Origin of the sequence: Terrabacter ginsenosidimutans, assembly GCF_039539425.1 — a bacterium.
Taxonomy (GTDB): domain Bacteria; phylum Actinomycetota; class Actinomycetes; order Actinomycetales; family Dermatophilaceae; genus Terrabacter; species Terrabacter ginsenosidimutans.
On record NZ_BAABDC010000005.1, the window covers coordinates 32,931 to 59,283 of the forward strand.

The following is a 26,353-nucleotide window of genomic DNA, read 5'->3' on the forward strand; positions in this document are numbered from 1 at the left end:
CGGGGACCCGCTCAGGCGCTCTCGAGGGCGTAGTCGACGACGACGGGCGCGTGGTCGCTCCAGCGCTCGGCATAGCTCGGAGCACGCCCGACGAAGGCGTCGCTGACGGTGGCCGCGAGGCGCCGGGTCGCGAGCTGGTAGTCGATGCGCCACCCGGCGTCGTTGTCGAACGCCTTGCCGCGCCACGACCACCACGAGTAGGGACCGGCGACGTCGCCGGCGTGCCGGCGCTGGACGTCGACCCAGTCGCCCCTGGCGAACCAGCCGTCGAGCACGGCGCGCTCCTCCGGGAGGAAGCCGGCCTTCTTGAGGTTGCCCTTCCAGTTCTTGAGGTCCGCCTCGCGGTGGGCGACGTTGAGGTCCCCGGTGACGAGCACCAGCTCGTCGGCCTCGGCCCCGCGACGCATGCGCCCGGTCATGGCGGCGAGGAAGGCCATCTTGACGTCCTGCCGCTCGGTGCCGGCCTCACCGGTGTGCACGTAGGCGGACGCGACCGTCAGTGTCCCGGCGCGCGTCCCCAGGTCGACCTCGACCCACCGGCCGTCGTCGGCGAAGGCCCCGTCGAGGCCGACCCGCACCCCCGTGTGCGGCTCCCGGGTCACGACGGCGACGCCCGCCCTCCCCTTGGCCGTGCCCTCGGTGTGGGCGACCGACCAGTGCGCCAGACCGGCATCGGCGAGCACCTTGGCGAGCTCGGTGTCGTCGGCGCGCACCTCCTGCAGGCACAGCACGTCGGGCGCCGCCTGCTGCAGCCACGGCACCATCCCTCGCCTCGCTGCGGCTCGGATCCCGTTGACGTTGGCGGTGACGACGCGCATGGGCTCGATTGTGTAGGACCGCAGGGACACCCTCGGCGCCCGGCCCGCGGATCGACCGATCACCCGCGGTGGTATGCCGTGTCCTGCCTAGAATGCGACGTGCCCACCGACGCCCTCGCCCTCGCGCCCGTCATCCTCGCGGTCGTCCTCGTCGTCAGCGCGGTCGGCAAGCTGCGCGCCCCGAGCGCGTCGGCAGAGGCGTTCCGCGATCTTCGCGTGCCCGCGCCCCTCTCCAGTTCGCTTGTGGTGCCGGCGCTTCCGTGGGTCGAGCTGGTGCTCGCACTGGCGCTGGTGGCCCTCGGTGGCCTGCCGGGAGCGGCGGCCGCGGTCGCCGCGCTCGTGCTCTTCACGGCATACCTCGTGCTGGTCGTGCGCGCCCTCGGATTCGACGAGGACGTCGAGTGTGCGTGCTTCGGGGAGTTCGCGCCCGGGCGGATCTCTCGGCGGACGGTCGTGCGGAACGCCTGGCTCGTCGCGCTGGCAGCCATCTCCGTCGGCGCCGCCACTCAGGGCTCGTCCGTGCTGACGTGCATCGCGGACGGCCGGTTGCCGTGGTGGTGGCTCGTCGGTGCAGTCGCTGCGGCGGTGACCACGTGGCTCGTGACCGGCGCGTCGGCCGAGGCTGCACGACAGGTCGAGCCGACCGCCTACGCCCAGGAGGAGGGCGACTACGTGCGCTACCGCACGCCCGCCCTGCCCGTCACCCTCGGGGACGGCACCACGACCAACCTGCGTGCGCTGAGCAGTGCCCGCGCCCAGCTGCTGCTCTACGTCTCGGACACGTGCGGCAGCTGCGAGGCGATCATCGAGGAAGCACCGGAGTGGAGCCGAGAGCTCACCCCGCTCGACGTGCGGCTCGTCCTGCGCAGCACGCCGGACCAGACGCAGCTGACCTCGGCCGACGAGCCCCGGACGGTCCATGACGGCGAGGGGCTGTTCGTCGACAGCTTCGGCGTGCACGGCACCCCGAGCGCCCTGCTGCTCGGCGCCGACGGGCTCCTCGCCGGCGGACCGGTCGTCGGGGTCGACAACGTCCGGGCGTTCGTCGACGACGTCAGGGCAGAGCTCGGGCTGCTGGCCTGACCACCGCCCCCTGCGAGCGGGCCGACAGACGACGATGCGCGGCCCCCGAGGGGACCGCGCATCGTCAGACCGGGACCGTGTCGGTCAGGGCTGGAACTGCTGGGCGCCGACGATGGTGCACGGCCCCTGGACGGGAGGCGTGCCGCCGAGCGATGCCTGGCTCGACTGCGAGGTGAAGGTCCCCGGGCAGACGCTGCCGCCGGCGCAGTCGTAGATGCGGTACGTGATGGTGACCGTCGAGTTGGCGCTGTTGCCGGTGACGTCTGCGGACGTGTAGATGAGCACCCGCTGGTTGACGGAGCCGTCCGGCGAGCAGTAGACGTGGTTCGGGTTGAGCGTCCCGCACGAGCACGAGCAGCTCTGGGCGCCGCCGGGCAGGACCACCTTGTAGGCCCCGAGGTCCGGACTGCCGGCCACGGTGATGCTCGTGATCTCGACGATCGCGTCGCGCGGGAGCGGACCCGTGACGTTGTTGGAGATCGCCTCGAACACGTAGCCCTTGAAGGTGGACTGCGAGTTGCCGGGCAGCTTGCAGGCGTTGCCGTTGAGCGTCAGGAACCCCGCTGACGCGGCGACGGTGGGCGCCGCTCCCGCGACCACGACCGCGGGCACGGCCCAGGCCGCGCCCTTGACGACCGAGCGACGGCTCGGAGGCGCCGTATCGGCGCCGTGCTTCTGTGACATGTGTGAATCCCCCACTCGATGACTGAAACCCCCCAAGGCATTGTCAACATACCCGAGGGGCACACCCCAGATGCCGGAAATCACACACCTTGGGCAGGCCGGTCCACATCACGGTGCAAAGTCGCCCGAATTGTCGTCTTTGGGCACCTGACCTGCGACGATGACCCGCTCGTGCATCAGCGCGAGCACCGCGGAACGCACCAGCTGGGACAGGTCTCCGGTCGGTGGTTCCCCGAGCCGGCGCCTCATCTCGACCTCGAGCTCGGCGAGCGTCGCACCGGTCCCGATGGCCTCCCGGACGACCAGTCCGAGGGGTGACAGCCGGACGACCCGATGGCCGGTGACCGCGCCGACGAGGACGACCGTGCCGTCGTCGGTCGCATACGCATCGAGCAGGTCTCCCTGACGCAACAGCGTGTCGGAGGCGAGCTCGGCAGGCACGTCGGGGCACTCGGACTTCGCCTTCACCGCGACCTCCCGAGGATCTCGCGCACGACCGGCTCGACGTCAGCGGTGTCGCGGTAGCGGATCCGCCGCAGACCGCCCACGGAGGCCACGAGATCGGCCAACCGGTGGAGCGGCCGGTCGAACGAGGCCAGCGAGGAGGTCTCCGGCGCGAGCAGGACCAACGCGTCGAGGACGCCCACCGGCTCGACGACCGGGGTCTCACCCGCCGCCAGGTCTCGTCTCAGCAGCACCATCCCGGCGAGCCACGGCTGGACCCGGGGCGAGCAGAGACCCAGGGACGACGGCGAGATCTCGTCCTTGGGCTGCCCCAGCCCGTCGCGACGGACCGACAGCGGCTTGCAGTACGGCGCGATGCTGAGGTCTGCGGCGACCGCGACGGTCTCGTCCGTGATGTAGCCGCGCTCCCTGCCGAGCGCCCGCACCAGCGTCGTCTTGCCCGTGCCGCCCGGTGCGACCATCGCGATCGTCGCACCGGTCGACTGGTCGCAGAGCCCTGCTGCGTGGAACATCATCACCTGGCCCGCTCGGGCGAGGATCGCCTCGCGCGTGACGGACTGCGTCAGTGACTGGAGCGCCCGGGCGATCTCGTCGGGATCCGCGTCCTCCGCCAGCTCCGGAGGCTGCACGACGGGGCAGGCTGCCACCGGTTCGCTGCGACAGGTCGACCAGACCCGCTCGACGGCGGGTCTCAGTCGCTCGTCGGACACGTCGATGCCGATCGTCGCGCCCAGGGCGCTGACGTGAACCAGGCCGGGGTCTGCGGGCGACGTCATCATGAGCCCGCCCCCCGCGCGTGCAGCCGAGCCAGGATCTCGACCATCTGGTCGACTCGCCGCGACCAGTCGGCTGCGCTCGACCTCTGGGCACGAGTCGCCTCGTCGGCAACCCGTCCGGCCCGTCCCGCGTGGGCGACGGCGTCGACGACGGCGGCCACGAACGCCGAGGAAGCGGCGACCGTCATGAGGTCGTCGGCGACGTCCCTGAAGCCCGCCACCGGCGTCGAGACGACTGGCCGCCCGGCCGCTTGGTACTCGTAGAGCTTGATCGGGTCGAGGCTGTCGGTGAACGGTGTGACGACGTGGGGCACGACGAGCACGTCGGCGTGCACGAGATAGGCAGGGACCTCGTCGCTCGGACGGGCCCCGAGAAGGACTGCCCCAGCAGACAGGAGACGCGAACGCTGCTCTGCCGCAAGGGAGTCGGGCCCGACGAGAACCAGACGCCCCGATCCGGCCAGTGCCAGGGCGGTCTGCGCGCAGAGGTCGACGTCCAGCCGGTCACCGTGCAGGGTGCCGACGTAGACGGCCACCGCACCCGCGGGGAGGTCGGACGGCCGCTCGTGCCCGACGAGGTAGGCCGACGCGTCGACACCGTTGGGCACGAGCGTCACCGCGCGGAGTGCCCCCTTGCTCGCCTCCAGCGCGGGTGAGCAGACGACGACCTCGTCGCACCGGGTCAGCAGGACGTGTTCCTGCGTCTTGATCCGCTCGGTCTCGGCGGTCGACCGATCGGCCACGGTCCAGTCGTCGGTGACGTCGTAGAGCGAGGGCCACTGCGTCGCCTCGACGAGGAGCGAGCCCCTCGGGTCGTTGACCCACAGCACGGGGCGGTCCATCTCGAGCGTCTGCGCGGCACGCAGCACCTGCCGCGCCCAGCGCTCGTCGAGGCGTCGGTCCACCCGTCGGGGCAGCCACTTCGTCGGCTCGAGCAGCCAGAGCGCGTCAGGGTGTATGCCGTCCAGCTGGGGCCCGCGGCGCAGCCCGCGGCCCAGACGCGGCTGGCTCGCGCCGAGCGCTGCGTGGAGCGGGTCGGTGGCCGGCTCGACGAAGAGCACGCGCAGGTCGGGGTCACGGCGCAGCAGGCCCGCGACGAGGTGCTGGTTGCGGCGCCAGACACCGTCCCAGACCTCGAGCGAGGTGACGACGAGGTCCATGTCAGACCACCCCCCGGTAGACCGCCGCGGTCTCGTGAGCCTGGTGCTGGGGGGTGAAGTGGGCGCGCTGGACGCGTTGCAGCTCGGCGGCGTAGGCGTCCCGGCGGTCGGGGTCGGACGTGAGCTGTGCGAGCAGCTCACCGGCTCGCTCGGCGTCACCCGCGGGGTGCAAGGCCGCGGAGGCGACTGCGCCCACCGTCTCGAGGTGACCGCCCGCGCCCACGGCGACGACGGGCAGGGCTGCCGCCATCGCCTCGAGGACGGTCAGGCCCAGTCCCTCGATCTGGCACGGGGCGAGCAGCACCCCGGCGGTCTCCATGAGGGCAGGCACGTCGGGCCGGTGCCCGAGGAAGCGGGTGGACTCCGCGATGCCGAGAGCCCGGGCCATGGCCGTCAGGCGCGCTCGCTCGGCGCCGTCACCTGCCACGACGAGTCGCCATCCACGCGCGGCAGCGCCGGACGCCGCGAAGGCGCGCAGGGCCACGTCGGTGTCCTTCTCCGGCTCGAGACGCTGTGCGACGAGAACGACGCGGTCCCGCTCCGCGGCGGGACGGGTGCACGTGGTCGAGTCGACGCCCGGGTGGATCACGACGCTCTCGCCGGCGATGGTGTCGGCGACGTAGTGGCTGATCGCGATCTGCGCCTCGACGCGTCGGCCGGCGGCAGCTGCCACCGCCGTGGACACCGGGTTGCTCCCCCGTCCGCGGGCGAAGTGACGGGTCACGACCAGGGGCGTGTCCACCGCGACCATCGCTGTGGCACAGGCGATCTCGGCCGCCGTCATGTGCCCGTGGACGACGTCGGCGCCGGCGGCCCATCTCCGGACCGCCGTGAGCACGTCACGCACAGTCGTCGACGGCAGGGTGCGCACCCCGGGTCCGGCGGCGGCGGCCATCCGGCGTGGGTCTCCTCCGACGACGAGCACGTCGTCACCCGCACGGTGCTGCGCGCGTGCCAGTCGCGCGATGTGGCTCTCGACCCCGGCGAACGCGTCGGAGCGGACGGCGTGCAGGACTCTCACCGAGCTCCTCCACGGAGGCTCGACGGCGCGCCGGGCGAGGGACGCAGACCGGTCAGGACGTCGAGGTAGCGGCGCGCGACCGTGGTCCAGGAGTGCTGCTCCGCCGTCTGCCGGGCCGCGGCGCGGACCGCCGTCGGCTCGAGAGCGAGGACGCTCGCGATGCCGCGTGCGATGCCGTCGGAGGTCGCCTCGACGACGGCGCCGTTCACGCCGTCCATGACGACGTCGGGCACGCATCCGGTCGCGGTCGCGACGACCGGCACGCCACAGGCGAGCGCCTCGAGGACGACGAGACCGTAGGACTCGTAGGCGCTCGGCATCGCGAGGACGTCAGCGGCTCGCAGCCAGGGCCGCGGGTCCGGGTGCGCGCCGGCGAACTCCAGCCGGTCCCCCAAGGCTGCGGAGGCTGCCTTGCCCGCCTCGACGGAGACCAGGTCGGGAGTGCCCCCGACGACGACGAGTCGGACACCCGGCCCGAGCGCCTGCACGGCGTCTATGAGGAGCGGCAGGCCCTTCCGGCCGAACTCATTGCCGATGAAGAGCACCATCCGCTCGTGCGCCTCGAGGCCGAGCTCGGCACGGGCCATCAGCCGCTCGGCGTCCGTCGGCGGGCGGAAGCGCCCCACGTCGACGCCGTTGCCGATGACGACGGTCGGGAGGGCGAGTCTGGGATGGAGCTCGCGCAGCAGGCGCTCCTCGTCGGCCACGAGGTTGACCACCAGGCGGTGGGTCCCCGTGCGCGAGTAGCGCAGCCGGTCCCGCGTCGTGGTGAAGAGGTGCAGCGGGTTGCGCGCCAGCCGGAGCCGGTGGTGGCCGCGGGCTCGCATGGCCGCCTCCACCAGACCGTGGTTGACGTAGACGTCGCCCGCCATCGCGTCGTTGTGGCACACGGACAGCTGCTCGGGGTGGGCGCGGAGATGGCGGCGGGCGCGGGCCGTGCCCACCGTGGAGAACCAGACGACGCGCCCGACCAGCGCCAGCCGACCACCGAGTCCTCCGCGCGGTTGCGGCAGCCAGGCCCCGCCTGCCTCGGCCAGGGTGAAGCGCCGGACGTCGACCCCGAGTCGCTGCCACTCCTGCTCCAGGTGGTGCGCCACTGCCCCGACTCCGGTGCCGGGTCCGATCTCCGGCGTGATCTGGACGATCGTCGTCATGCCGACCCCACCGGCACGGAACGTGCCAGCTTCGGGTCCGCCGGTCGTGCGCCCGCCGCCCGCTCGGCGTACCAGCAGGCTCCGAGACAGATCCCGAGGACGACGAACGGCACGGAGCCCTGCACCGCCGACCAGAACAGGTCGAACTGGCCCTGGACGAGGCGCGACACGAGGACGGCGACGGCCAGTGAGCCGTAGGCCGGGTCGAGCTTCCAGGCGACCCGCAACGACACCACCATGAGCATCACGAACGCCGCGAGACCGAGGACGCCGGCGGAGGTGAGGACCTCGATCTCGGCGTTGGGTGGCTGGAACTGGAAGGGGAACCGGTCGGTGTACCACCACCGGAGCCCCACGCCGAACCACGGGTCGGAGCTCCAGACGGTCATCGAGTCCTGGAACCACGTGAGCCGCTGGAACACGGAGTTGAACTGGTTGCCCGACTCGACCTGGTCCTGCACGAGGTTGGTGACGAAGAGCCCGAGGGGTGCGACGAGCAGCAGGACGACCTTCGAGCGCTTGCGGTCGCTGTCCGAGCGCAGCACGAGGACGACGACGGCCGCGACGAGCCCGATCAGGGCCTGCCGGGACTGCGTGAAGAGGACGGCACCGAGCAGGAGCGACATCAGCGCGACCGACCAGCGGCGGTTGATGCCGACCCACGCGGGTCGGGCATAGACCATGACGGCGCCGGTCGCGCACACCGTGCCCGCGAAGTTCTTGTGCATGTCGTACGGGAAGCTCGGGTAGACCGGCGAGAAGTCGCCGTGCACGAAGTGGACGGCCCCCTCCACGATCGTGATGACCGCCAGCACGGTCATCGTGGCGACGAGCAGGCGTATGCCGGTGCGCCCGTGACCGTTGGCCCCGACCGCCCAGCCGACGACGAGAGATCCCGACACCATCATCCAGGCGTGTGCCCACTCGACGGCGTTGGCGGTATACGGGTTGTTGACGACGGTGACGAGCGTCGCGAACTGGTAGATCGCCGACGCCCAGAGCACCGCGCGCAGGCCCGGCGAGAACGGGCGCTTCGCGAGCAGGAGCGCCGGCAGCGCCGCCGCGGCAAGCGCGAAGTCCGACAGCGACAGGTCGACGCCACCACCTCCGACCCGCAGGACCACGAGCAGCAGCGGCAGCACGGCGAGCGGGATGAGACCCGGCTGCACGGCCGTCACCCCCATGGCCAGCACCGCCGCCGAGATGATCACCGCCGCCTCGGGCAGGGTGACCGCGAACCGGCCGACCATCGCGACGAGCACCAGGCCGCCGAGCACCAGCGCCGCGCCCGCGAGCAGGTCGGAGCGACCCGCGTCACGCGCACGCCCGGGGAAGACAGCTGCCATCAGCTCGCGGCTCCCTCGGTCGTGCCCGCCACGGTCCCAGCCAGAGTCGTGGCCGCCACGGTGACCGGGGCGGGGCGGGAGTCGTCAGGTCGCGTCTCGCTGCGGGCCGGGCCGCGCAGGTAGAGGCGAAGCCGCGACCGCGCCACCTCGCCGCGGGGACCGGGCAGCACGACACCGCGGACGGCGGAGCCGACCACCTGCCCGGCGCGGCCCACCTGCCAGCCGAGGCTGCCGAAGTGCTTGCGGAGGTAGACCTCCTGGGCGGCGTGGAAGTGGCCCTCGCGCGCCGCCGCGTCGGTGCTGGTGGCCGCCCCGACGTGGGTGGCCCGGGCCGTGGGAACGAGCGCATGACGCCAGCCGAGCCGGACGGCGCGGTGGGCCCAGTCGGTCTCCTCCGCGTAGAGGAAGAAACGCTCGTCGTCGAACGGACCGACGTGGTCGATGGCCTCACGACGGAGCAGCAGGACCGACCCGATGACGTAGCGGTTGCGCCTCAGCCGGCCGAGGCCCACCGCCTCCACCCACGTCGCCACGGGCGAGGGGAACGGCCACTCGACGCGTGACGGCCTGCCGTTCGCGTCCACCTGGGACGGACCGACGCTGGCGAGGTCGGGCTCGGCGAGCAGCGCAGACCGGAGCCGTTCGACGTCGTCCGGGTGGACCACCGCGTCGGGGTTGACGAGCAGCACGTCGGCGCGCGGGTCGACATGGCGCAGGGCCTCGTTGACACCCGCGCCGAACCCGCCGTTGTGGCCGGGGTCGACGTAGCGCGCGGCGAACCTGTCGGTCACGGCGCGCACGGACGCGGACGACGAGTTGTCGACGACGGTGACCGACAGCCCACGCAGTGGCGCCAGCGCCTCGGCGAGCAGGTCCGGCTGACCGTAGGCGACGACGACGACTTCGAGCGGCCTTGCGTCGCAGTCGATCTCGGTGACCCACTGCTTGGTCGCGGATCGATACATCGCCTCGTGCTCGAGGGCGATGAGGTCCCACGACGTGGCTGCGGCGCGGCTGAGACCTGCCTCGCGCAGTCGGGCTGCGACATCGGCGTCGTGCACCACGGCGGAGAGCGCCTTGGCGAGCTCGGTGGCGTCGCCCTCGGGCACCACGAGGGCCGCGTCGGCCACGACCTCGGGCAGGGCGCCGCTGTCGCTCACGACGACCGGGATCCCGCAGGCCATGGCCTCGATCGCCACCCGGCCGAACTGCTCGACCCACGACGAGGTGGTCAGTGACGGGACGGCCAGCACGTCGAGCGAGCGGTAGAAGTCGGGCAGCTCCTCCGGCGCCAGCGCACCGACGAACTCGACCCTGTCGCTGATGCCGAGTGCGCCCGCGAGCTCCTGCAGGGCACGGCGCTCCGGCCCGTCGCCGGCGACACGGACCTGCACGCCCGGCTCGAGGGCCGCGGCGTGGAGCAGCACGTCGGCGCCCTTGGCCGCGTCGAGGCGACCGGCGAACCCGACGACGGGCGCCTCCCCCGGCGTGACGGCATACGCCCTCGGTGCGAAGGCGGCGAGATCGGTGCCGAGGTCGAGCGTGCGGGCGACCCCCGGGAAGCCCTTGCGCTGGGCGATGCGTCCGGCGGCGGCGTTGCACACGTTGACACCGCTCGCGTGACGCAGGACGGCTCGCTCGATCCACCGGAACGGGAGCGGATGGCGCTTGTCGATGTTCTGGGCGGAGTAGACGAGGTAGGGCGCGGGCTGGCGGCGCAGCCACCGGATGAGCAGGACCTCTGCGGTCGCGAGGGCGAAGGGCTCCTCGTGGATGTCGACGACGTCGACCGGGCGCCCGAGCGCGGTCCACAGCGGTCGCGGGTCGTAGAGGAAGAGTGCCGGGTGCGAGCCGAACGTGCGCGCGGCGACAACGGTCTCGTCCGGACGCGGGGTGAGCGTGACGGCGCGCCCGCCCTCGGACCAGACCGCAGCCGACACGACGTCGACGCGATGGCCCCGTCGGCGCAGGGCTCGCTCCCTCTCGCGCCACGCGTCGACGACGGCGCTGTGGGACACACGCAGTGCCCACATGACCACTCACCCCTCTCCCCGTGCCGTCCCCCGGATGTCTCCGTCTCGGCACAACCCCTTGGATGATATGGGAGGATCGCCGCACATACTGTCGAGTTGGGCCAGGGGGGCAAGGTGACGTTCCGGGAGTTCCTGGGCGTTCTGGGGGCACGCTGGCGGATCATCGCGCTGAGCCTGCTCGCCGTGGTCGCCGCGGCGGCCGTCCAGACGATGCTGACGCCTGCCGTCTACTCGTCCAGCTCGAAGATCTACCTGCGCGCGACGCAGCCGGCGAGTGCGAGCACGGACAACAAGGTCGCCACGTATGCCGTGCAGGCCAGCGACCTCGCGACCTACCTCGACGTGCTCACGTCACCGTCCGTCACGGAGCCACTGCGGAGCCGGCTCGGCCTTCCGGCCAGCTACCCGCTGTCGGTCTCCGGCGAGGTCTCGCCGACCTCCAACATGATGACGATCACCGCGACAGGCGGCGACCCCCAGCTGGTCGCCCGGGTCGCCTCCGAGGTCGGTCCCGTGCTGGCAGAGGTGGCCACGAAGAAGTTCTCGCCCCTCCTCGCCGCCAACGGCCAGTCGGTCGAGGCCACGACGATCACCCCCGCCGAGGTCCCGGGTGAGCCGACGTCGCCGAACGCGAGGCGCAACCTCGCGCTCGGCGGGCTGCTCGGGCTCGCGCTCGGCATCGGCCTGGCGCTGCTCCGCCACACGCTCGACACCAAGGTGCGCTCCGCGAACGACATCAAGGCCCTGTCGAGCCGGCCGATCCTCGGCGACCTCCCGATGGTCAAGGCGGTCAAGGGTGGCCTGCTGTCGCTCGAGAGCGACCCGCACGGACGGCACGCCGAGTCGATCAGGCGCCTGCGCACCAACATCCTCTTCGTCGACGTCACCACCGGCGGGCACTCCTTCGTCATCACCTCGTCGGTCCCCGGCGAGGGCAAGACGACGACGACCATCAACCTCGCCCTGGCGATGGCCGACGCCGGCTCCAAGGTGCTGCTCATCGACGGCGACCTGCGCAACCCCTCGGTCGCGAGCACCATGGGCCTCGACGGGTCGTTCGGCCTGACCACCCTGCTGCTCGGGCAGGCCGAGCCGGAGGACGTCGTCCAGCGCTGGCGCGAGACGAACCTGCACGTGCTGCCGGCGGGCCCGGTCCCGCCGAACCCGAGCGAGCTGCTGGGCTCGGAGCCGATGGAGGTCCTCTTCGGCAAGCTCTCGCACGACTACGACTTCATCCTCGTCGACAGCCCGCCGGTCGTCCCCGTCATCGACGCCGTGCTCATCAACAAGCTGACCCACGGGCTCATCATGGTCGTCGGGGCCGAGCGCACGAAGAAGCGCGACCTCGCGAGCGCCGTCCAGTCCCTCGAGACGGTCGACGCCCCGGTCGCGGGCTTCGCCCTCAACATGGTGACGTCGGGCTCGTCGACGACGCACCGCTACGGCTACTACGGCTACAACCGCGACGCGGACGTCAAGCTCAGCAGGCGCGAGAAGCGCGAGCGGGCCAAGCACGAGCCGGCCAGGCACGAGGCCTGACCGGTCCGGCTCATCCCTCGGGGTTCGTCTCGTCGGCCGCCGTCACGAGGAGGTCGCGGGCGCGCAGGTCGTCGACGAAGGCCGTGACCTCCGCGGAGATGGCGTCTTCGGGCTGGTCGACGGACGCAGCGACCCGCGACACCCAGCCCTGCGCGGGTGCGGTGGTCGCCTCGGCCCAGATGACTGCCGCCGGTCCCTCGAGCACGAGGAGCGGGCCGCCCGGCAGGCGGGCGACGAAGACCGAGCGCCCGTCGTCGCTGACGACGACGCCGGTGTCGGGACCCGGACGGTACGCGGCGCTCACCTGTCGCCGTCCCTGCCGGGGTGGGTGCGACGCGCGACCTGCTCGCGCAGGCCGCGGAGAGGCCTCGCGAAGAACTCTGCGAGCACCTCGCCCCGGCTCACCGGCCGCCCGCGGACGATCGTGAGGTGCTCGACGTTGACGAGGACCGAGCGGGCCGCGACCTCGACCTTGGCGCGCACCCCGCGGGCGGCGCGCACCCGGGCGCGCCACTCGTCCATCCGCGTGCCGCCGCGGGAGGCGACGCGCCAGAGGTCGTATGCCGGGTCGTCGCGGTGGTCGTCGAGCGTGCCGGTGATGACGGAGAAGCCGAGGCCGGCGTCGAGCCGGTCGATCCAGCCCAGGATCCGTTGACGCTGGGCGTCGTCCACCGCGTTCCAGACCCACTCGACGTCGTTCGCGGCCTTGAGGTCGCCCCCACCGCGGGCGGCGTGGAGCAGCAGGAGCGCCGCCTGCGCGTCGCGCGGCGGCACGGCGCACTCGACGCCGCCGAGGGTCGTCGTCGTCCGAGCGGCCCACAGGGTGTCGAAGGCCTGCTCCGGCGTCGGTCCCGTGCCGGGGAAGATGCGGTGCAGGTCGAGCAGGCCGAAGTCGTCGTGGCGCAGGGTCGCCGAGTGCTCGAAGGACGAGCCGAAGGTGAAGGAGTTGATGAGCTCCCAGTCGTGGCGGCGCAGCTCGTCCAGCAGGTGCCGCACCTGGTGCGGGCGCGCGAGCACGTCCGCGTCGGAGTAGCGCCGCCCCGGCACGAGGGTGGGATCGAGGGCAGCGCCCTTGACGTGGATCAGGTCTGCCCCGCAACGGTCAGCGATCCACTGGAGGCTGGCATGCGCGAAGCCGATCCGGACCTCGAGAGGGACGGACGCGGCTGCCGCCGGACTCTCCGTCGCCTCGTGGGCTGCCACCTCGTGAACCCCCATAGACTGCAGGCGGACTGGTCGATCGCACCCTAACAGCCCCACAGGAGGCGCACGTGTCGCACCGCGATCGCCTGCGCTGGGCCGGGCTCGCGGCCGCTGCCGCGGTGGCCTTCGTGCTCCTCGCGATGGTGTCGACGCGCACCGGGATCGGGATCGCGATCGACGACACGGTGCGCGGATGGATCCTCAACTGGATCCCCGCCCCACTGCGTCAGGGACTGGACCGTCTCGCACGTCCCCTCGTCATCTTCGTGCTCATCCCCGTGGTCCTCGTCCTCGCGCTGCTCGCAGTGGTCCGTGGGGCGTGGGGTCGCGCGGTGGCCGCGCTCGTCGTGCCTGCCGCCACGACGGCGCTGGCCCTCGAGCTGCGGGTCCGGGACGTCTTCGCGACCGGTGGTGACGCGTTCCCGTCGAACCACGCCGCCGTCGGCCTCGGCCTGCTCGTCGGGGTCGGCATCGCGTGGCCGCGTGCGGTGACGCGTCGGGGTCTGCTCGCGCTGACGGCGGCTGCCCTGGTCGTGGGCCTCGGCAACATCACGTGGTACGCCCACCAGCCCCGCGACGTGCTCGGCAGCGCGCTGCTCGTGCTGTCAGTGGCAGCAGCGACGTTCGCGGTGGTCGGCGGGGACTCCCCCAACCTCGCCGCCGACGTCCGGGCCCTCGGCGCCAGCAGCCGACGACCCGCCTGAGCGGCTCAGCCTGCGACGGCGCGCCAGACCCGTGCGTGCCCCTGCGCGCTCGCCTCCCACGTGAAGCCGCGCGCCCGCTGGAGTCCCCGACGCGCCATCGTCTCGACGTCGCTCCCCCCGGCGAGGACGTCGAGCACGCCCTCGGCGAGGGCCGCGCCGGTGGGATCGACCAGCAGTCCGCCGTCTCCCACGACCTCCGGCAGCGACGACCGGTTCGAGGCCACGACGGGGACCCCCACTGCCATGCCCTCGAGCGCCGGAAGCCCGAACCCCTCGACGAGGGAGGGCACGACGACGACGGACGCGGCGGCATACAGCCCCGGCAGCACGTCGTCGGTGACTCGGCCGACGAGCCGCACGCCCGGGAGGGCGCCGAAGAGCTCGGTGCGGCGCGGGTGGGGTGGGCCGGCGAGGACGAGCGTCAGGTCCGGCCGGCGCGCGCGCACCCTCGGCCAGGCCTCGGCGAGGGCGGCGAGGTTCTTGCGCTCGGAGGCCCCACCGGCGGTCAGGATGAACGGCCCGTCGACGCCGAGGGCGGCCAGCCCCTCTGCACCGAGCGCCTGGGCCCCGAGGTAGCGGTCCTCGACACCGTTGGGCACGACGACCGGGTCGTCCAGCCCGAGCAGCTCGACTGCCTCGGCTGCGGTGAAGGCCGAGACGCAGACCACGGCGGCCGCGCGCCGCAGCTCCGCCGCCGCGGACGCCACAGGCGCCGACTCGTCGGGCCAGCGCCAGGCCACGACGTCGTGGAGCGTGACGACCTCGTGCGGCGCGGGAGGCAGCTCGAGGTCCATCCGGTGCACGAGCCCACCCCCGGCATACGCGACCCTCCCGACGGCGGCGCGGGCCCGTGGGGACGCGCCGCGGAGCCAGCCCATCGGCAGGCGGAAGGTGCCCGGCAGCGGCGAGCGCAGCGACCGGGCGACGACGGACCGGACCTGCCAGTGCTCGCCGGTGTCCGAGAGCGAGTCGAGGGCGGCCGAGGCGCGCGACGCGATGTGTCGCTGGTAGGCCTGAGCCCCCATGGGCACGGCTGTCGCGGTCGTGGCGATCGTGAGCCGGGGCACGGGGAACCTGCCTGTCGGGGTGCCGGGAAAGGAGCGTGGGGGTCTGCTCTCGCATCGTAGGGTGAGACCGCGCGCCGGCCGACCGACGACGCGTGCCCGACGAGAGGAGCCGCGGTGAGTCCTCGCATCGCCCTCGTCGCCTCGTCGTTCCACCCCTACGTCGGTGGGGTGGAGTCCCACGTGCGCCACGTCGCTCGCGAGCTGCGCGCCGCCGGCACGGACGTCGAGGTGTGGACCGTGGACCGCGGCGAGCACCTCGGCGTGACCGAGCTCGACGGCACCGTCGTGCGCCACCTGCCGACGCCCATGCCGGCGCGCTCGGCGCGGGCGCTGTCGAGCTTCGCCGCGGCGGCGCCGGGTGCCTGGCACGCGTGGAGCTCGGCCTTCCGGACCTTCCGCCCCGACGTGCTGCACGTCCAGTGCTTCGGCCCCAACGGGGTGTATGCCGCCGCGCTGGCCCGGCGCACCCGCACCCCTCTGGTGGTGTCGAGCCACGGGGAGACGACGGCCGACGACCACGACGCCTTCGGCACCTCGGCCCTCATCCGGGCCGGGCTCCGTCGCGCCATCGATGCGGCAACGGAGACGACCGGGTGCTCCGAGCCGGTGCTCGACGACCTGCGACAGCGCTTCGGTCTCGTCGGCGGTGTGGTCGTGCCCAACGGCGTCGGACCGGTGCCGGACGCACCAGCATCGGGTGTGCTCCCCGACTCGGTGGACCTCGGGCCTCGACGTGTCGTCCTCGGCGTCGGGCGGCTCGAGACGACAAAGGGATTCGACCTTCTCGTGGAGGCCTTCGCGTGCCTCGACGCCGACGTTGACGCATCCCTGGTGCTCGTCGGTGACGGGGCGCAACGCGACGCACTCCGCGCCCTCGGTGACCGGCTCGACCTCGGTGACCGGCTGCAGCTCGTCGGTCCCCTCGACGAGGCGGGCGTCCATGCCTGGATGCGTCGCGCCGACGTCGTCGTCGTGCCCAGCCGCAAGGAGGCCTTCGGCATCGTCGCCCTCGAGGCCTGGCGCGCCGGGACGCCCCTGGTCGCGACGAGTCTCGGCGGCCCCGCGTCGTTCGTCACCGACGGGGTCGACGGGCTGCTCGTCGACCCGGTCAACGCCGCCGCGCTGGCCCACGCGGTCGAGTCGGTGCTGGGCGACGGCCTCCTCGCGGACGGGCTGGCCACGGCAGGTCTCTCGACGGTGCGCCGCTACTCGTGGTCGTCCGTCACCCAGGCCTATTGCGAGCTCTACGAGCGCGCGCTGGGGTCGTCGTCGACGTCCTCACCCGACACGTCGACGCGCGACGCTTGACGGTCTGGCACCGAGACTGCCCGCAGGAGCAGGTGAGCCACCCGCCCGGCGCGTGAGGGGATCGCGCGTCCGACCGCTCCGCGGTCCTCCACGGTGAGACCCACTCCAAGCAGACGCATGGCCGCGACACACATGGAGCCTCCGACGACCGCCGCTGCGACCGAGCGCACGACGACGGGCCCGGGCAGCTGCATCCCCACAGCGAACACGATCGCGGCGCAGGCAGTGCCCACCAGCGCCGGCGCGGCGTCGCGCAATGCCGTCCCGGCAGGCAGCCCCAAGCCCCGTAGCTCTTGCCAGGCCAGGATCGAGAGGGTGGTCATCGCCCCGCCAACGTTGGCGATGACCGCTCCCCACGCGCCCAGCGGTGGGATGAGCAGGACCGCGAGGCCGATGTCCACCACGAGTGCGATGACGTTGGCGACAAGGATCGCCTTGCCGGAGAGCCGCGCGGACACGAACGCGAAGAGCGGCCCGCCGACGGTGGCCAGACCGGCTGAGATGCCGAGGACGAGGACCACTGGGGAGGCTGCTTCGAACTCCGGTCCGTAGAGCAGCGGAACAAGAAGGGCCAGGGGGGCCAAGCCGACGGAAAGGATGAGGGCCACCACGGTCGATCCGGCTCGCGTCACGCGCCGGAAGGCGGGCTTCACCGCCGCCTCGTCGACCTCACGCAGCCCCGAGATGGCCGGGATCAGGGGGCCGACGAGGGCCTGCGCCGGCGCGAAGGCGTGCACGGCCAGCCCGAAGGCCAGCGCGTAGATGCCGAGCTCTGCCGGCTCGGCCAGCCAGTTCATGACGAAGACCTCGCTACGCGACGACACGAGACCGCTGACGACGCCGGCAAGGCCCATCGGCACAGCGAACGCCCAGAACCCCTGCGGCAGCCCGCGAGGCAACGCCGGCCTGAGGACTGCTACGCGGTAGGCCGGAGAGATGCGAAGGAGGCAGAGTGCCACGGTGGTGCCCACCACGACGAGGCGGGTCGCCCAGACCGCATCAGGGGTGCCGACGAGCAGTGCCACGGCCAGCACGGCGGCCTGGGTCACCACCGTCGTGACGAGCGCGATCTTGGCGCCGTCGGCCGTCTTGTTCTCGATGCCGAGGCAGGCGGCGCCGCCGTCGAGCGCTGCCGGAAGCACGACGCCGAAGACCAGGGCGACGGCCATCGCCTGCGGTGGCACGTCCGCGACGACGAAGACGACGACCGCCAGGACCGGCATGGCCACGAGCAGCCGGAAGCCCTGCCACTGGGAGAGCAGCCGGGCGACGTCCGCGGTGCGCCCGGCCGCGTGCGCCTTCGCCCCGAACTGGATGACGGCCGTCGCCACTCCGCTCGTGAGCAGGGCACCGACGAACTCCATCAGCGCGGTGAGCAGGGCGAGCCGGCCGTAGTCGGCCGCGCCGAGGACTCGTGCCACGACGAGGTTGACGCCGAAGGCGATCGGGATGCCGACGAACGTGTTGACGACCGTCCAGGCAGCCCCGCGGACCGCCCGCTGCTGGAGGTGTCCGGCGCTCATCCCGGCGACGGGCATGGGCTCGTCGTCGGGTCCGTCTTCGGGCACTCGCTGATCGGGCTCCCCCGGCCCCGTGGACGACACCTCAGCCGGGGCGTCGGTCGCCGAGTCGCGTGCGGAGGGCGGCCGTGGTCCCGGCAGCGAGGCCACCGAGGGTCGCCGACGCGTGCAGCGCCTTGCCCCCGACCGACCGGACCCGCTGGCGCGGCGTGCGCTCGCCGTCCACGACGGCGCGGGCGCCCTCGACGACGTTGCCGCCGACGCCGCGCAGCGCGGTGCCGTAGTAGCGCCGGAGGATGGGAGCCCCCATGCCGAACGTGTGCGACAGGAGCACGACGTGGTTGCGGTGGCCGTAGAAGGTGTAGCGCACGTCGAAGCGACGCCCCCGGGTGTAGGGCGCCGCGACGTGCTCGACGAGGGCCGTCGGCGTGTAGACGACGCGGTAGCCGGCCCTCCCGAGCCGCAGCATGATGTCGCTCTCCTCGCGCAGGCAGGTGCCGGGGAAGAGGTCGACGATGCCGCCGATCTGCTCGAGCGCGGATCGGCGCACCGACATGTTGGCGCCGAGCACGTGGTCGACGTCGAGGTCGCGGCCGGTGTCGGCGGCGAAGTTGCCGGTCAGGGTGCCGTCGGGCAGCAGGCGCCCGACGGCGTCGTGGCCCTCGTGCTCCTCGCCGGGCCGGCCGTTGCTCGCCCGGCCGCCGACGGCGCCCACGGCCGGGTCCGCGTAGCGGGCGACGATGTTCTCGAGCCAGTCGGGCTCGGCGTACGCGTCGTCGTCGACGAACGTGACGATCTCGGAGCTGGTCTCGGCGACCCCGATCGCCCGCGACGTCGCGAGGGTGCCGGGACCGGCGTCGTTGCGGATGTAACGCACTCCCGGGAAGTCGGCGACGACGTCGGCGGTCAGGCGGTGCGGGGACGAGTCGACGACGACGATCTCGTCTGGGGTGAGCGTCTGCCGGCCGAGGTGCTCGAGGCAGGTCCGGACGTTGTCGGGGCGGTTGAACGTCGCGACGACCACGTCGACGGAAGGCGAAGGGGCCGGCATGTGCGGAAGTATGGCAGCAAACCCTCGCGGATCGACCCGGTTCACGAGGGTCGGTGGATAGCCTCGGAGCGTGCCTCCAGCCGACGCCTGCCGTGACCGTCCCGTGCGGGTGGCGATCCTCGACCACACGGCCGAGCTCGGGGGCGCCGAGCTCGCGCTGACCCGGCTGCTGGACGCGCTCGACCCGGCGCTCGTGGACCCGGTCGTCGTCCTCTTCTCCTCGGGGCCGTTGGAGGAGCGGATCCGCCTGTCGGGCCACCAGGTCGTCGTCGTGCCGCTCGACCCGACGGTGCGCGACGCGGCTCGTGCAACGGGACCGGTCGGGGCGGTGGGCGCCGCAGCGGCGACGACCGGTTTCCTCGGGCGTCTCGTCGGCGCCCTGCGCCGCCTCGACGTCGACGTCCTCCACTCCACCTCCCTCAAGGCGGACCTGCTCGCCGTGCCCGCCGCTGCCGCGCTGCGGCTCCCGCTCGTCTGGCACGTCCACGACCGGATCGCCGACGACTACCTCCCGGCGCGGACGGTGCGTGCGCTCCGAACCGTGGCCCGTCACGTGCCGTATGCCGTCGTCGCCAACTCCGAGGCCACCGCCGCCACCCTGCCCGGCGCCCGGCGGCTCACCGTGGCCAACCCGGGGCTGTCACCCGACCAGGTGGCCACCGTCCCGCGTGACCGGCAGCCGACCGGCCCTCCGGTCGTCGGGATGGTGGGGCGGTTGAGCCCGACCAAGGGCCAGCTCGTCCTCGTCCGCGCCGCCCGCCGGGTGGTCGACGCCCGTCCTGACGTGCGCTTCCGGCTGCTCGGTGCCGCGGCGTTCGGGGCGCACGACTACGAGCGCGAGCTCCGCGACGAGATCGACCGGCTCGGGCTGGCGGAGGTCGTGGAGCTCGCCGGCTTCGTCACCGACCCTCGACCCCAGCTCGACGGGCTCAGCGTCTGCGTCCACGCCTCGACGGTGCCCGAGCCGTTCGGGCAGGTGGTGACGGAGGCGATGGCCTGGGGTGTGCCCGTGGTGGCGACGCGCGGCGGCGGGATCGACGAGATCGTGCGCACCCATCCCGTCGGCACAGAGACTGGTCTGCTCGTGGCTCCCAACGACGAGCAGGCTCTGGCCGAGGCGATCCTCGAGGTGGTCGAGCACCCCGTCGAGGCACTGGCGCGAGCGGCACGCGCGCACGCCGATGTCGCAGGCCGCTTCGATGCCGAGCGCGGCGCCACCGGGATCACCGGGGTCTGGCAGTCCGCAGCGTCCGACCCGGGGTGGTGGCGCCCGCGAGCGCGCGGGACGCGGATGGTCCACACTGACTCTCGGCAGCTGACCGGGCCGCACGAGCCTTCGTGAACGATCGGACACCATGAGAGATCGACCGCGCGTCGCCATCGCGCACGACTACCTGACCCAGCGCGGCGGCGCCGAGCGGGTCGTCCTCGCGCTGCACCGGGCCTTTCCCGACGCCACGATCCACACGACGCTCTACGACCCCGAGAACACCTATCCGGAGTTCCGCGACGCGCACGTCGTCGTCTCGCCGCTCAACCGCATCGGCCCGCTCCGGCGTGAGCACCGCGCCGCACTGCCACTGCTGTCGTATGCCGTGTCGCGCCTTCCCGTCGACGCCGACGTCGTCGTGGTGTCGAGCTCCGGCTGGGCGCACGGCGTGCCGGCGACCGGCCGCAAGCTCGTCTACTGCCATGCGCCCGCGCGGTGGCTCTACCAGGCCGAGGCCTACCTCGGCGGCCCCGCGGCCCGGTCGGTGCGGGGTCGCGTCCTGATGCTTCTCGGCGGCGGCCTGCGCCGCTGGGACCGGCGGGCCGCCGCGTCCGCCGACCGCTACCTCGCGAACTCGACGGTGGTCCAGGAGCGCATCGCGACGGCATACGGCATCGAGGCGGACGTGCTCGCCCCGCCCTACGGCATCGACCCGGCCGATCCGCAGGAGCCGGTGAGGGCGCTCGCGGACTGGGGCGCCGACGGCTACCTCCTGGTCGTCTCGCGGCTGCTGCCCTACAAGAACGTCGACGTGGCGGTCGAGGCCCTGCGTGGCCTGCCCGAGCGTCTCGTCGTCGTCGGCTCCGGGCCGCTCGAGGCGCGACTGCGCGCCGAGGCCCCCGACAACGTCCGCATCGTGACGGGCCTGTCCGACGCCGAGCTGCGCTGGACCTACGCGCACGCGCGCACGCTCCTCGCGCCGAGCCTCGAGGACTTCGGGCTGACCCCGCTCGAGGCCGCGGCCTTCGGGGTGCCGACGCTCGCCCTGCACGCAGGCGGCTACCTCGACACGATCGACGAGGACGTCAACGGGATGTTCTTCGAGGCCCCGACCGCCGAGGCCGTCCGGGCCGCCGTCGTCGCGGCGCGCGACCGCACGTGGGACACAGAGGCCATCCGCGCGCACGCCGAACGCTTCTCCGAGGCCCGGTTCCACGCCCGCATCCGCGGCGAGGTCGAGCGGCTCCTCGCGCCCTAGCCGATCGCGTGCACGACGAGGAACCACCCGACGACGGGTGCCCCGACCGCGAGGATGATCGCGAGCACGCGCAGGGCCGCGGCGTGGTGGTAGACCTTGGCGACGACGGCGGCGACGAGACCGAGCGCCAGGACGGCGAGCGAGAGGTTGGCGAACACCGCGCTCAGCTCGACGATCTCGGGCGACTTCGTGATGTTGGCGATGGTCGCCGCCTTGCCCGCCGGGCCCCACGGGGCGGGCAGCGGCACCTGCGCCAGCAGGACGGCCACGACACCGAGCACGTCGGTGCGCAGGTGCGAGCGCCGCAGGGCTGATGCCTGCCGGCGGCTGCGCACCGACGGCTGGACGGCGGCCACCGGCTGCGCCAGCGCGCGCGGCAGCGTAAGCAGCAGTCCGGCGAGCCCGGCGAGCCCCGCGAGGAAGGCCGCGTAGAGCTTGGGACGACCGTCGGAGGCGAAGTCGAAGACGGTGACCAGCGGAACCGTGGCGTGCATCAGCAGCCACACGAGCACCACGAAGGCCCCGGCGCCCCCGACGACGAGCGGGACGTCGGTGTTGACGCGTCGCATTTGTCCTCGTGGCACGCGGGACAGTGTAAGCAGGCGTGGGGATCGCTCCCGACACCTACACTGGCGCCGTGGACAGCACCCGCGAGCGCGACACCGACCTGTTCGACCGTGACAGATCGGACTCCGCCGATGCCGGCAACGGCGACGGCGGCTCCGGTGGGTCCGGCGACGACTGGGACGGTGGCGCCGCGGCCGACGGCGGCTCCCGCCGCCGGGAGAAGAAGCGCAACCGCAAGGTGCTCGTCGCCGCCCTCGTGCTGCTGCTCGTGCCCGTGCTGGCGGTGGGCGGCTACCTCGCCTGGCTCAACCACATCGTCACCAACAACGTGAAGCAGGAGCTGCTGCTGCCCGACGCCGGCGCCGACAGCCAGCCCACCGACAAGAACGGCAACGTCGTCGTCCAGCCCACCGGCACCGGCACGAACTACCTCATCATCGGCAACGACGCCGGGCCCGACCGTGTCGGCGCCCGCTCCGACGTCATGGTCCTCGTGCACGTCCCCGACGACCACTCCCGGGTCACCCTCATCCACTTCCCCCGAGACCTCTACGTCTCCATCCCGGGCAAGGGCAAGAACAAGCTCAACGCCGCGTATGCGTTCGGCGGGGGCCCGCTGCTCGTCAAGACCATGCAGAACATGCTCGGCATCCGCATCGACCACGTCGCGATGCTCGGCTTCGAGGGCTTCAAGGCGATGACCGACGCCGTCGGCGGCGTGGATGTCGACGTCGAGGAGCCCAGCAAGGACGACGGCTACGACTTCAACGTCGGCACCATGCACATGACCGGCGACATGGCACTGGCCTTCGTCCGTGAGCGCAAGCAGCTGAGCGAGGGTGACATCTCCCGCGGTCGGCGTCAGCTCGCCTTCATCAAGGCGCTCATGCTCAAGACCCTCAACAAGGACGTCCTGCTCAACCCGGTGCGCCTCAGCCAGTTCATCGATGCGGCGACGAAGAACCTCACGGTCGACCAGAAGCTCGACGTGGGCACGATGCGCTCGGAGGCGCTGGCGATGCGTGACCTGCGCGGCAACGACATCCGGTTCATCACGGCTCCCTTCACCGGCTTCGGCATGACCGCCCAGGGTGCGTCCATCGACATCGTCGACGAGGTCAAGATGGCCGACCTCGGCGAGGCCATCCGGACGGACTCGCTGAACTCCTACAAGTAGGAGATCGCCGGCTCAGCCTCGTGAGCGTGCGGCAATCAGGCCCGCTTCCACGAGGTCAGGTCGCCCCGCGCGAGCCACGTCTGGTTGCCGGCGACGATCCAGCCGGCCCGCTCGGTGACCGACAGTCCGACGTCGCCGCGCCGTGCGTCGGGCACCGGGACGCACGCGATCACGTCGGCAGCCCGGCCCTTGACGACCTCGACGAGCTGGACGCCCTTGCAGGCACCGACGAGGCGGACGGCATACGTCGTCAGCCTGTTGTCGACGAGGAGGTTGCTGAGGGCGATCCCTCCGGGGGCGTCACCGGAGTCGGTCCACGTCGAGCCGCCGTCCCTGGTGAGCACCACCGAGCCGTCGGCGCACAGCGACTGCGCCTCGGACGCGGAGGTGCGCGACAGGTCGAGCACGACGCCGTCCCCGCAGGGAGTGGCGGCACTCTCCTTCGGGGCGAGCACCTGCGTGGGATTGTCGAGCCGGCGCGCCCATCCCCCGCTGATCACGGTGGGCGCCAGCCAGGTCCGGCCGGCGTCGCTGGACGCGTACTGCTTGAGGGTGCAGTCGGCTCCGGCGCCGACGGTGAAGACCCGCGTCGCGTCGAGGGGCTGCACGCGAGCGATCGCGCGGGTGGGTGAACGCAGCTTCGTCCAGGTCTGGCCGCCGTCGGAGGTGAGCTCGAGGGCTGCGCCACCGCGGTCGCACGTGCCCGTCGTGGCGCGCCAGGCGGTTGCCGCGTCGAGGGCCGACACGAGCCGTGAGACGGGGACCGCCCTGGCCCCGGTGGCGGTCGCCGCCGTCGTCGGGGCCTTCGTCGTCGTGGTGGGGGGTGAGGACGTCGTGGGCGGGCTCGTGGTGAGCGAGGCGGCGCGCGTCGTCGAGGCCGCGGGCAGCTCGTCGGACGCGGTGTGCCCGGACCGCAGGGCCAGGGCGACCAGCCCGATGTCCACGGCGAGGAACGCGACGAGACCTGCCGTCGCGACTCGTTTCTTCATTGCTGCAACTCCCCCTCGACCCGCCTGCCCGACCTTCCCCCGGGGACATGCTAGGGGCGAATCCGCTTGTCGCACGCCGCAGTCCGCGTCGAATGCGAACTCGCGGCAGCGGTTAGCGCGAGGTCAGCGTGGGGTCAGGGCCTCGACGACGACAGGCAGCTGCGACTCGATTTCGGTCGACATCAGGTCATATGCCGCAGAGCTGCGCCCGTATGGGTCAGGTATGTCCGATTCGGCCGCGGAGCGAGCCGGGTGCAGTCCGCGCCGGCCGCGCGCGACCTCGGCGACGACCACTGCCCACGGCGTGTCGGTGTCGGCCTGCGCCGCCTCTGGCGACCCGGCCAGGTCCGCGTCACGGACGAGGTCGGCGAGCTCGCCGAGGGTGAAGGTCTTGCGCAGCGCGCGCGGGTGCAGGGCGACGGCCTCGCCGCGGTGGCTCTGCGTCGCGGCGATGACGAGGTCGGCCTCGTCGAGCATCGCAGGGACGAGCTGGCGCGAGGCGAAACCGGTCGTGTCGGCGCCGACGGCACCGAGGGCCGCCACCGAGCCGGGCTCGATGTCAGCACCGACGAGCGCCCGCGTGCCGGCGCTCTCGACGACGACGTCGTGCCCGGCGAGCAGCTGCCGGAGCCGCCGCTCGAGGTAGGGCGAGCGGCAGACGTTGCCGGTGCAGATGACGAGGATGCGCCCGACGCGCCTCAAGAGCGGTCGCCCGCCAGGGTGCGGGTGTGGGCGAGGCACGCCTCGAGCGTCGGCAGGATGCCGGCCTCGAGAGCCTCGTCGAGCGTCGGCGCCGCGGCGTCCTTGGGCGACAGGATCGGCTCGAAGCCCTCGGGCAGCTCCAGCGCGATGCGCGGGTCGAGCGGCGTGAGGCCGCGCTCGCCGTCGGGGTTGAAGACCTCGGAGCAGAGGTAGACGGCCGTCCCGTCCTCGACGCAGGCCAGCGCGTGCCCCAGCCCCTCGGAGAGGTAGACGGCGCGCCGGCCGACGGTGTCGAGCACGACCGAGTCCCACTGCCCGAACGTCGGGGACCCGACGCGCAGGTCGATGACGTAGTCGACGAAGACGCCGCTCGTGGCCGTGACGTACTTCGCCTGCGAGGGCGGCACGTCGGCGAAGTGGATGCCGCGCAGCGCCCCGGCGGACGACACCGAGATGTTGGTCTGGCGGACCTGCATCTCGTGGCCGATGGCCTCTGCGAGGCGATCGGCGCGGAAGCCCTCGGCGAAGACGCCGCGGTCGTCGGGGAACTGACGGGGGGTGATCTCGAAGGCGCCGTCGATGCGCAGCGGTCGGATGTCCATCAGATGCTCTCCCGAGCCTCGGTGAGCAGGGCGTGCAGGTAGAGGCCGTAGCCGCTCTTGGCCTGGGCGTCGGCGTGCACGCGCAGCTCGTCGTCGTCGATCCAGCCGTTGCGCCAGGCGACCTCCTCGACGCAGCCGATCTTCTGGCCCTGCCGTGCCTCGACCACGTGGACGTACTGGCTGGCCTCCATGAGACCGGTGAACGTGCCGGTGTCGAACCAGGCGGTGCCGCGCGGCAGCGGGGTCACGGTGAGGGTGCCGCGGCGGAGGTACTCGTCGTTGACGGCCGTGATCTCGAGCTCGCCGCGCTCGCTCGGCACGAGGTTGCGCGCGATCTCGACGACGTCGTTGTCGTAGAAGTAGAGGCCGGGCACGGCGTAGCTGGACTTGGGGTCCGTCGGCTTCTCCTCGATGGAGATGACCGTGCCGTCCTGGTCGAACTCGACGACGCCGTATGCCGTGGGGTCGGCGACGCGGTAGGCGAAGACGTGGCCGCCGCGCACGTGGGTGTTGTCGCGCAGGCGGGTGCCGAGGCCGGGGCCGAAGAAGATGTTGTCGCCGAGGACGAGGGCCACCTCGTCGTCGCCGATGAAGTCGGCACCCAGCACGAACGCCTGGGCGAGGCCGTCGGGACTCGGCTGCACGGCATACGTGATCGACATGCCCCACTGGGCGCCGTCGCCGAGGAGGCGTTGGAACTGGTCGGAGTCGGCGGGGGTCGTGATGACGAGGACCTCGCGGATGCCGGCCATCATCAGCGTCGACAGGGGGTAGTAGACCATCGGCTTGTCGTAGACGGGCATGAGCTGCTTGCTGATGCCGCGCGTGATGGGGTGGAGGCGCGTGCCCGAGCCGCCGGCAAGGATGATTCCCTTCATGGTGGCCCAGCCTAAGGGGACACGGCAGCGGACGCGTC

Annotated in this window: 26 protein-coding genes; 7 read left to right on the top strand and 19 right to left on the bottom strand. The window is 72.6% G+C overall.

The features are described 5' to 3' along the window. Nucleotides 1-11: 11 nt before the first annotated feature. Nucleotides 12-818 (bottom strand): exodeoxyribonuclease III, encoded by an 807-nt coding sequence (locus tag ABD831_RS15245; RefSeq protein ID WP_344948364.1) that lies wholly within the window; start codon nt 816-818, stop codon nt 12-14. Nucleotides 819-917: 99 nt separating this feature from the next. Between ABD831_RS15245 and ABD831_RS15250 the strand changes: the two genes are divergently transcribed. After that, nucleotides 918-1,901 carry a MauE/DoxX family redox-associated membrane protein gene (locus ABD831_RS15250; RefSeq protein ID WP_344948366.1) on the top strand — a complete coding sequence of 328 codons (984 nt, stop codon included), beginning with the start codon at nt 918-920 and terminating at the stop codon, nt 1,899-1,901. Between the two features lie 84 nt (nt 1,902-1,985). On the opposite strand, the gene ABD831_RS15255 is transcribed toward ABD831_RS15250, so the two are convergent. The 8 genes from ABD831_RS15255 to ABD831_RS15290 form a co-directional block, all read right to left on the bottom strand. Continuing rightward, nucleotides 1,986-2,585 (bottom strand): hypothetical protein, encoded by a 600-nt coding sequence (locus tag ABD831_RS15255; protein ID WP_344948369.1) that lies wholly within the window; start codon nt 2,583-2,585, stop codon nt 1,986-1,988. Nucleotides 2,586-2,693: 108 nt separating this feature from the next. Next, nucleotides 2,694-3,053 (bottom strand): hypothetical protein, encoded by a 360-nt coding sequence (locus ABD831_RS15260; RefSeq protein WP_344948371.1) that lies wholly within the window; start codon nt 3,051-3,053, stop codon nt 2,694-2,696. Next, nucleotides 3,050-3,829 carry a hypothetical protein gene (locus tag ABD831_RS15265; RefSeq protein WP_344948374.1) on the bottom strand — a complete coding sequence of 260 codons (780 nt, stop codon included), beginning with the start codon at nt 3,827-3,829 and terminating at the stop codon, nt 3,050-3,052. Before ABD831_RS15265 ends, ABD831_RS15260 begins: the two co-directional genes overlap by 4 nt. After that, complete coding sequence (locus ABD831_RS15270; protein WP_344948376.1) at nt 3,826-4,986, bottom strand: glycosyltransferase; 1,161 nt, start codon at nt 4,984-4,986, stop codon at nt 3,826-3,828. The genes ABD831_RS15265 and ABD831_RS15270 overlap by 4 nt, the downstream gene beginning before the upstream one ends. Nucleotide 4,987: 1 nt before the next feature. Next, nucleotides 4,988-6,007, bottom strand: a complete 1,020-nt coding sequence (locus ABD831_RS15275) for a glycosyltransferase family 4 protein (RefSeq protein ID WP_344948379.1) — start codon at nt 6,005-6,007, stop codon at nt 4,988-4,990. Beyond that, nucleotides 6,004-7,161: a glycosyltransferase family 4 protein gene (locus ABD831_RS15280; RefSeq protein WP_344948381.1), complete on the bottom strand. Its 1,158-nt coding sequence runs from the start codon at nt 7,159-7,161 to the stop codon at nt 6,004-6,006. Before ABD831_RS15280 ends, ABD831_RS15275 begins: the two co-directional genes overlap by 4 nt. Further along, entirely contained in the window at nt 7,158-8,507 is a 1,350-nt protein-coding gene (locus tag ABD831_RS15285; RefSeq protein WP_344948384.1) for an O-antigen ligase family protein, read from the bottom strand. Before ABD831_RS15285 ends, ABD831_RS15280 begins: the two co-directional genes overlap by 4 nt. Further along, a complete protein-coding gene (locus ABD831_RS15290) occupies nt 8,507-10,540 on the bottom strand; it encodes a glycosyltransferase (RefSeq protein WP_344948387.1) in 2,034 nt (677 codons plus the stop codon). The genes ABD831_RS15285 and ABD831_RS15290 overlap by 1 nt, the downstream gene beginning before the upstream one ends. Nucleotides 10,541-10,654: 114 nt before the next feature. Between ABD831_RS15290 and ABD831_RS15295 the strand changes: the two genes are divergently transcribed. After that, the gene (locus ABD831_RS15295) at nt 10,655-12,079 is read left to right on the top strand and encodes a tyrosine-protein kinase domain-containing protein (RefSeq protein WP_344948389.1); all 1,425 of its coding nucleotides are present in this window, start codon (nt 10,655-10,657) and stop codon (nt 12,077-12,079) included. A 10-nt stretch (nt 12,080-12,089) separates the two neighbouring features. Here ABD831_RS15295 and ABD831_RS15300 read toward each other — a convergent pair whose 3' ends face one another. After that, nucleotides 12,090-12,383: a hypothetical protein gene (locus ABD831_RS15300; protein WP_344948392.1), complete on the bottom strand. Its 294-nt coding sequence runs from the start codon at nt 12,381-12,383 to the stop codon at nt 12,090-12,092. After that, nucleotides 12,380-13,282, bottom strand: coding sequence for a nucleotidyltransferase family protein (locus ABD831_RS15305; RefSeq protein WP_344948394.1), 903 nt, complete (start codon nt 13,280-13,282; stop codon nt 12,380-12,382). The genes ABD831_RS15300 and ABD831_RS15305 overlap by 4 nt, the downstream gene beginning before the upstream one ends. Before the next feature lie 68 nt (nt 13,283-13,350). Here ABD831_RS15305 and ABD831_RS15310 point away from each other — a divergent pair, with 68 nt between their 5' ends. Then, entirely contained in the window at nt 13,351-13,986 is a 636-nt protein-coding gene (locus ABD831_RS15310; RefSeq protein ID WP_344948397.1) for a phosphatase PAP2 family protein, read from the top strand. Between the two features lie 5 nt (nt 13,987-13,991). Here ABD831_RS15310 and ABD831_RS15315 read toward each other — a convergent pair whose 3' ends face one another. After that, nucleotides 13,992-15,053 carry a glycosyltransferase family 4 protein gene (locus tag ABD831_RS15315; protein ID WP_344948399.1) on the bottom strand — a complete coding sequence of 354 codons (1,062 nt, stop codon included), beginning with the start codon at nt 15,051-15,053 and terminating at the stop codon, nt 13,992-13,994. A 114-nt stretch (nt 15,054-15,167) separates the two neighbouring features. On the opposite strand from ABD831_RS15315, the gene ABD831_RS15320 reads away from it, so the two are divergent. Next, nucleotides 15,168-16,361 (top strand): glycosyltransferase family 4 protein, encoded by a 1,194-nt coding sequence (locus tag ABD831_RS15320; RefSeq protein ID WP_344948402.1) that lies wholly within the window; start codon nt 15,168-15,170, stop codon nt 16,359-16,361. Here the strand turns inward: ABD831_RS15320 and ABD831_RS15325 are convergent. Continuing rightward, nucleotides 16,298-17,929 (bottom strand): lipopolysaccharide biosynthesis protein, encoded by a 1,632-nt coding sequence (locus tag ABD831_RS15325; protein ID WP_344948405.1) that lies wholly within the window; start codon nt 17,927-17,929, stop codon nt 16,298-16,300. The genes ABD831_RS15320 and ABD831_RS15325 overlap by 64 nt on opposite strands. A gap of 37 nt (nt 17,930-17,966) precedes the next feature. Further along, nucleotides 17,967-18,932 carry a glycosyltransferase family 2 protein gene (locus ABD831_RS15330; protein WP_344948408.1) on the bottom strand — a complete coding sequence of 322 codons (966 nt, stop codon included), beginning with the start codon at nt 18,930-18,932 and terminating at the stop codon, nt 17,967-17,969. Between the two features lie 70 nt (nt 18,933-19,002). Here ABD831_RS15330 and ABD831_RS15335 point away from each other — a divergent pair, with 70 nt between their 5' ends. Further along, entirely contained in the window at nt 19,003-20,274 is a 1,272-nt protein-coding gene (locus ABD831_RS15335) for a glycosyltransferase (RefSeq protein ID WP_344948411.1), read from the top strand. 13 nt (nt 20,275-20,287) lie between these two features. After that, entirely contained in the window at nt 20,288-21,400 is a 1,113-nt protein-coding gene (locus ABD831_RS15340; protein ID WP_344948414.1) for a glycosyltransferase, read from the top strand. Here ABD831_RS15340 and ABD831_RS15345 read toward each other — a convergent pair. Beyond that, nucleotides 21,397-21,984 carry a hypothetical protein gene (locus ABD831_RS15345; RefSeq protein WP_344948417.1) on the bottom strand — a complete coding sequence of 196 codons (588 nt, stop codon included), beginning with the start codon at nt 21,982-21,984 and terminating at the stop codon, nt 21,397-21,399. The two genes, ABD831_RS15340 and ABD831_RS15345, sit on opposite strands and share 4 nt — an antisense overlap. 53 nt (nt 21,985-22,037) lie before the next feature. Between ABD831_RS15345 and ABD831_RS15350 the strand changes: the two genes are divergently transcribed. Next, complete coding sequence (locus ABD831_RS15350; RefSeq protein WP_344948420.1) at nt 22,038-23,144, top strand: LCP family protein; 1,107 nt, start codon at nt 22,038-22,040, stop codon at nt 23,142-23,144. Nucleotides 23,145-23,179: 35 nt separating this feature from the next. Here ABD831_RS15350 and ABD831_RS15355 read toward each other — a convergent pair whose 3' ends face one another. The 4 genes from ABD831_RS15355 to rfbA all read right to left on the bottom strand — a co-directional run bounded on the left by ABD831_RS15355 (nt 23,180) and on the right by rfbA (nt 26,315). Beyond that, the gene (locus tag ABD831_RS15355) at nt 23,180-24,133 is read right to left on the bottom strand and encodes a beta propeller repeat protein (RefSeq protein WP_344948423.1); all 954 of its coding nucleotides are present in this window, start codon (nt 24,131-24,133) and stop codon (nt 23,180-23,182) included. A 123-nt stretch (nt 24,134-24,256) separates the two neighbouring features. Next, nucleotides 24,257-24,835, bottom strand: a complete 579-nt coding sequence (locus tag ABD831_RS15360) for an arsenate reductase/protein-tyrosine-phosphatase family protein (protein ID WP_344948426.1) — start codon at nt 24,833-24,835, stop codon at nt 24,257-24,259. After that, nucleotides 24,832-25,437: a dTDP-4-dehydrorhamnose 3,5-epimerase family protein gene (locus tag ABD831_RS15365; protein ID WP_344948429.1), complete on the bottom strand. Its 606-nt coding sequence runs from the start codon at nt 25,435-25,437 to the stop codon at nt 24,832-24,834. The genes ABD831_RS15360 and ABD831_RS15365 overlap by 4 nt, the downstream gene beginning before the upstream one ends. After that, complete coding sequence (gene rfbA / locus ABD831_RS15370; RefSeq protein WP_344948432.1) at nt 25,437-26,315, bottom strand: glucose-1-phosphate thymidylyltransferase RfbA; 879 nt, start codon at nt 26,313-26,315, stop codon at nt 25,437-25,439. The genes ABD831_RS15365 and rfbA overlap by 1 nt, the downstream gene beginning before the upstream one ends. Nucleotides 26,316-26,353 lie beyond the last annotated feature (38 nt).

Coding starts and splice junctions, on each gene's coding strand:
- ABD831_RS15340 (WP_344948414.1), top strand. CDS start 20,288: ATGAGAGATCGACCGCGCGTCGCCATCGCGCACGACTACCTGACCCAG.
- ABD831_RS15270 (WP_344948376.1), bottom strand. CDS start 4,986: ATGGACCTCGTCGTCACCTCGCTCGAGGTCTGGGACGGTGTCTGGCGC.
- ABD831_RS15255 (WP_344948369.1), bottom strand. CDS start 2,585: ATGTCACAGAAGCACGGCGCCGATACGGCGCCTCCGAGCCGTCGCTCG.
- ABD831_RS15285 (WP_344948384.1), bottom strand. CDS start 8,507: ATGGCAGCTGTCTTCCCCGGGCGTGCGCGTGACGCGGGTCGCTCCGAC.
- rfbA (WP_344948432.1), bottom strand. CDS start 26,315: ATGAAGGGAATCATCCTTGCCGGCGGCTCGGGCACGCGCCTCCACCCC.
- ABD831_RS15365 (WP_344948429.1), bottom strand. CDS start 25,437: ATGGACATCCGACCGCTGCGCATCGACGGCGCCTTCGAGATCACCCCC.
- ABD831_RS15245 (WP_344948364.1), bottom strand. CDS start 818: ATGCGCGTCGTCACCGCCAACGTCAACGGGATCCGAGCCGCAGCGAGG.
- ABD831_RS15330 (WP_344948408.1), bottom strand. CDS start 18,932: ATGCCGGCCCCTTCGCCTTCCGTCGACGTGGTCGTCGCGACGTTCAAC.
- ABD831_RS15280 (WP_344948381.1), bottom strand. CDS start 7,161: ATGACGACGATCGTCCAGATCACGCCGGAGATCGGACCCGGCACCGGA.
- ABD831_RS15290 (WP_344948387.1), bottom strand. CDS start 10,540: ATGTGGGCACTGCGTGTGTCCCACAGCGCCGTCGTCGACGCGTGGCGC.
- ABD831_RS15265 (WP_344948374.1), bottom strand. CDS start 3,829: ATGATGACGTCGCCCGCAGACCCCGGCCTGGTTCACGTCAGCGCCCTG.
- ABD831_RS15355 (WP_344948423.1), bottom strand. CDS start 24,133: ATGAAGAAACGAGTCGCGACGGCAGGTCTCGTCGCGTTCCTCGCCGTG.